Source organism: Mycobacterium sp. TH-M15, assembly GCF_057473705.1.
Map to the genome: position 1 here is coordinate 1 of NZ_JBYCLB010000084.1, position 4,407 is coordinate 4,407.

The window sequence follows — 4,407 nt, forward strand, 5'->3', positions numbered from 1 at the left end:
GGGTGGCCCGTCCTTTTTGGCGGGTGGGTGGTGGTGTGGGTGGCGGGGTGCGGCGGTTGGCCACCGTGGCCACCGACACCGGCCAGGTCATCGAACGAGTGCCTAATCCGCGCCCCCTGGATGCCGCGCTGACGGAGTTGCGGCGGGTCAGCCGCGCCCGCTCCCGCTGCACGAAGGGCTCACGCCGCTACCGTGAGCGCACCACCGAGATTTCCCGGCTGCATCGCCGGGTCAACGATGTCCGCACCCATCACCTGCACGTCCTGACGACACGGTTGGCCAAAATCCACGGCCGTATCGTTGTCGAAGGCTTGGATGCTGCCGGGATGCTGCGGCAAAAGGGCTCACCGGTGCCCGCGCCCGCCGGCGTGGACTCTCCGATGCGGCCCTGGGCACCCCCCGCCGGCACCTGTCCTACAAGACACGCTGGTACGGATCGCAACTGGTGGTCGCCGACCGCTGGTTCCCGTCGTCGAAAACCTGCCATGCCTGCGGGCAGGTGCAAGACATCGGGTGGGCCGAACACTGGAAGTGCGGCGACTGCTCGGCCGCGCATCAGCGTGACGACAACGCCGCGATCAACCTCGCACGCTACGAGGACACCGACACTGAGTCGGGTAGCGTCGTCGGCCCAGTTGGGGCCGCCGTCAAGCGTGGAGCCGACCGTAAGACCGGGCCAAGCCGGGCGGGTGGCTGTGAAGCGCGGAAGGGAACCAGCCCAACGGCTGGCGAACAACCCCGAGACGAGGTGCAAGTCGCATGATCACTAAAGATCACTCACTTGCAACGGGTTCGTCGGGTACGACCGCCGGTGGCAGCGCCTCGTCGGCGCAGAGTGTCGTGGACGCGACGTTGAGCAACAGCGCCGCACCGCGCACGGTGAGATCCGGGTACTCACTAGCGATCTTGACGGCCAGGTCGATGGGGTTGGTGCCGTTGATCATCTCCGCACAGGCGAAGTAGCCGACGATCAGCAGCGACGACGTCTGCTCGGCGCTGATCCCGGCCTCGTGCAGGCCCTGCAGGTAGCGGGACTCCGGCGACGGATCGGCCGCCGCGCCCGCCGCAGCCCGGATCGCCGCCGCCGTCAGCAGCGCCGCAATGGTGCCGGTCTTCCCGTGTTTCATGACCGTCCGTCCGCCCCAGCCGTATCGGGCGAGCGTAGCGAACGCCGACCACGATCACGAAGGATTCCGGAGAACCCCGATGCCCAGGCCGCCGCCGCCATACGCTGGACACCCAGCCGGCCGATCGGCGGAGCAGGAGACGGTGACCGCGCATCCTTACTTCGCCTACGGATCCAACCTGTGCGCGCGACAGATGGCACAGAGCTGCCCCGGCGCCGGCAACCCGCGGCGGTGCTCGCCGACCACGGCTGGCTGATCAACCAGCGTGGCGTCGCCACCGTCGAACCGCTCGCCGGTGGCCGGGTGCACGGCGTGCTGTGGGCGGTCTCCGAATCCGACCTGACCGCCCTGGGCCGCGCCGAGGGGATTCCGGAGCGCTATCGACGGGTCCGACTCACCGTGCGCACCAACATCGGCTGCCGGAGGGCTGGATCGCGCTGCTGCGCGACTGGAGACCGGCGGAGGGCTGAGGGTCGCCGTTACGCGGAGACGCGCTCGCGCGCCGCGGCCTTCTCCTCGTAGTGCTTGGCCCGCTCGTCGAGGGCCGCCAGGAAGGAAGCGACCTGTTCGCGGGCCTGCTCGCCCTCCGGGCCGAAGTCGGACCGTTCAAAGATCCGCCAGAACCGCAGCACCGGGTGCAGTACGTCGTCGTGGTGGATCCGCAGGTCGTAGATGCCGGCCCTGGCGATCAGCAGCGCGTTCTCGGCGAAGCCGGGCATGCCCATCCCGGGCATCGCGAAGCCGACCACCTCGTCGCGGATCGCGACCATCGCCGCGTCGGGATCGATGTCGAGCGCCGCGGCCATCAGGTTGCGGTAGAACACCATGTGCAGGTTCTCGTCGAGGGCGACCCGGGCCAGCAGGTGGTCGGCGACCGGGCAGCCGGAGGCCTTGCCGGTGTTGCGGTGCGACACCCGGGTGGCCAGCTCCTGGAACGAGACGTAGGCGATGGCCTGCAGCGGGGTCTTGTCCCCCGAGTCGTATCCGGCGACCATGTGCGCCATCCGCAGGTCTTCCAGCTGCACCGGGTCCACCCCGCGGGTGACGACCAGGTAGTCGCGCAGCGCGATGCCGTGCCGCGCTTCTTCGGCCGTCCACTGGCCCACCCAACTCCCCCAGGCGCCGTCGCGGCCGAACCGGGTGGCGATCTCCCGGTGATACGACGGCAGGTTGTCCTCGGTGAGCAGGTTGACCACCAGCGCCGCCTTGGCGACCGGGTTCAGCTGGGAGTCCTCCGGCTGCCAGTCCTCACCGCCGAGGAAGGCGAAGTCGCGGCCCCTGCTCCACGGGACGTAGTCGTGCGGCATCCACGACTTCGCGATCGCCAGGTGACGGTTCAGGTTCTGCTCGACGACCGGCTCGAGTTCGTGCAGCAGCGTCGCCTGTCGTTCCATCTCAATCACCTCTTCAGCGGCCGGGGTATGGTCGGACGATCTAGTTACCGATCAGTAGCCTACGGTTCCGTAACCTACGCAAGCGTAGGCTCGGTCGCGAGATGTTGTCAAACTGCCGTGGTCAGCGTGCTCGGGCCGCCGGGTCCCCGACCCCGCGGGTGCGGTCAGGCCGATTCCTTGATCAGGTCGGCGCACTTCTCGGCGATCATCAGCACCGGCGCGTGGATGTTGTTGCTCGGTACGGTCGGCATCACCGACGCGTCGGCGATCCGTAGGCCGTCGATCCCGCGGACCCGCAGCTTCGGGTCGACGACCGCCATCCGATCGCTGTCCGGGCCCATCTTGGCGGTTCCGCACGGGTGGTACTCGGTGTCGGCGTAGGTGCGCAGGGTGTCCTCGATCTGCGCTGGGTCGTCGCGTTCGTAGTGGACGATCATCTTGCCCCGGTAGGGGTCGAAAGCGCTGTCGCTCATCACGTCGAGTGCGACCTGTACGCCTTTGACCAGCGTCGGCATGTCGTAGGGATGGCTGAAGTACTTGGGGTCGATCAACGGGTCGACGTGGGTGTCGGGGCTGGCCAGCCGCACCTCGCCGGTGCTCTTGGGCCGGGCCAGCAGCAGGTGGGCCGAGTAGCCGTGGCCGATCGGCGGTTTGCGGCCGTGGTCCTTGCCGATCCCGACGATCAGCTCCATCTCCATGTCGGACACCTCGACGTCCGGGCCGGTGCGGTAGTAGGCCCCGGACTCCGCGGCACAGCTGGTGATCGGACCCGACCGATGCCGACGCCACTCCCACATGGCCTTGGCCATCCGGGCGACACCGGCCGGTGAGATGCCGATCATCCCCGCAGAGGTCCGCGCCCGGTAGATCAACAGCGCGGAGATGTGATCCTGCAGGTTCTGGCCGACGCCGGGGCTGTCCAGCACCGGCGGGATGCCGAACTGCTGCAGGTGTGCGCCGGGGCCGACACCGGATGCCATCAGGATCTGCGGGGTGCCGAACGCGCCGGCCGACACGATCACCTCGCGGCGGGCCCGCACCGTTCGCAGCCGGCCGCCCTGCCGGTAGCTGACCCCGGTCGCCCGGCGGCCGTCGAAGTCCACGGCGGTGATGTGGGCCTTGGTGCGCACGTCCAGGTTGGGCCGCTCGAGGTTGGGGTGGATGAACGCCGCTGCGACGCTGTGCCGTTCGCCGTCTTTCTGGGTGACCTGCACGTGGTAACAGCCGAAGTGCTGGGCGCCGTTGTAGTCGGGGTTGTACGGGATGCCCTGGGCCTGGCATGCCTTCAGGAACACCTCGTTGAGCGGGCTCGGGCTGCGCAGGTTCGTCACCTGCAGCGGGCCGGACGTGCCGTGGTAGCGCGAGTCGCGATGGAGGGCGTTCGTCTCCGACTTGGTGAAATACGGCAGCACGTCCTCGAAGCCCCAGCCCGGGTTGCCCAGCGACTCCCAGTGGTCGTAGTCCGACGGGTGGCCGTGCGCGTAGATCATCGCGTTGATGGTGCTGGACCCGCCGAGCGCCTTGCCGCGCGGCTGGAATCCGCGCCGGCCGTCGGTGAAGCCGGCCTGCGGCACCGTCTGGTAGTGCCAGCTGTTGATTCCGCGGGGCATCCCGGCCACGAATCCGAGCGGCGCGCGGATCAGCACGTTCCGCCCCTCGCCGCCGGCCTCGAGCAGACACACCGTCACCGACGGGTCCTCACTCAGCCGACTGGCCACCACACAACCCGCCGAGCCGCCACCGGCGACGACGTAGTCGAACTCGTCCACGGTCGAACTGTACGCGATAACACTAGCCGGGCTTCGCCCCATCCCGACGGGCATGTTGGTCGGGTTGATTTCGGGGACTCCGGCCGGGCGGGATGAAGACCCTGGTCGAACGGTGCC

3 protein-coding genes and 2 pseudogenes are annotated in these 4,407 nt (G+C 68.8%); 2 read left to right on the forward strand and 3 right to left on the reverse strand.

Annotated features, from left to right (window positions below; translation table 11 throughout):
* Window positions 1-763: pseudogene (locus AC2VNT_RS02090) on the forward strand (RNA-guided endonuclease TnpB family protein); the annotation flags it as partial.
* Between the two features lie 10 nt (window positions 764-773).
* Here the strand turns inward: AC2VNT_RS02090 and AC2VNT_RS02095 are convergent.
* Entirely contained in the window at window positions 774-1,127 is a 354-nt protein-coding gene (locus tag AC2VNT_RS02095) for a DUF732 domain-containing protein (protein ID WP_486945278.1), read from the reverse strand.
* Between the two features lie 193 nt (window positions 1,128-1,320).
* On the opposite strand from AC2VNT_RS02095, the pseudogene AC2VNT_RS02100 reads away from it, so the two are divergent.
* Window positions 1,321-1,544 (forward strand): annotated as a pseudogene (locus AC2VNT_RS02100) (gamma-glutamylcyclotransferase family protein); the annotation flags it as partial.
* 62 nt (window positions 1,545-1,606) lie between these two features.
* Here AC2VNT_RS02100 and AC2VNT_RS02105 read toward each other — a convergent pair.
* Both AC2VNT_RS02105 and AC2VNT_RS02110 read right to left on the reverse strand, forming a co-directional pair.
* Entirely contained in the window at window positions 1,607-2,521 is a 915-nt protein-coding gene (locus AC2VNT_RS02105) for an acyl-ACP desaturase (protein WP_486945279.1), read from the reverse strand.
* A gap of 164 nt (window positions 2,522-2,685) precedes the next feature.
* The gene (locus AC2VNT_RS02110; protein WP_486945280.1) at window positions 2,686-4,290 is read right to left on the reverse strand and encodes a GMC family oxidoreductase; all 1,605 of its coding nucleotides are present in this window, start codon (window positions 4,288-4,290) and stop codon (window positions 2,686-2,688) included.
* Between the last annotated feature and the right edge of the window lie 117 nt (window positions 4,291-4,407).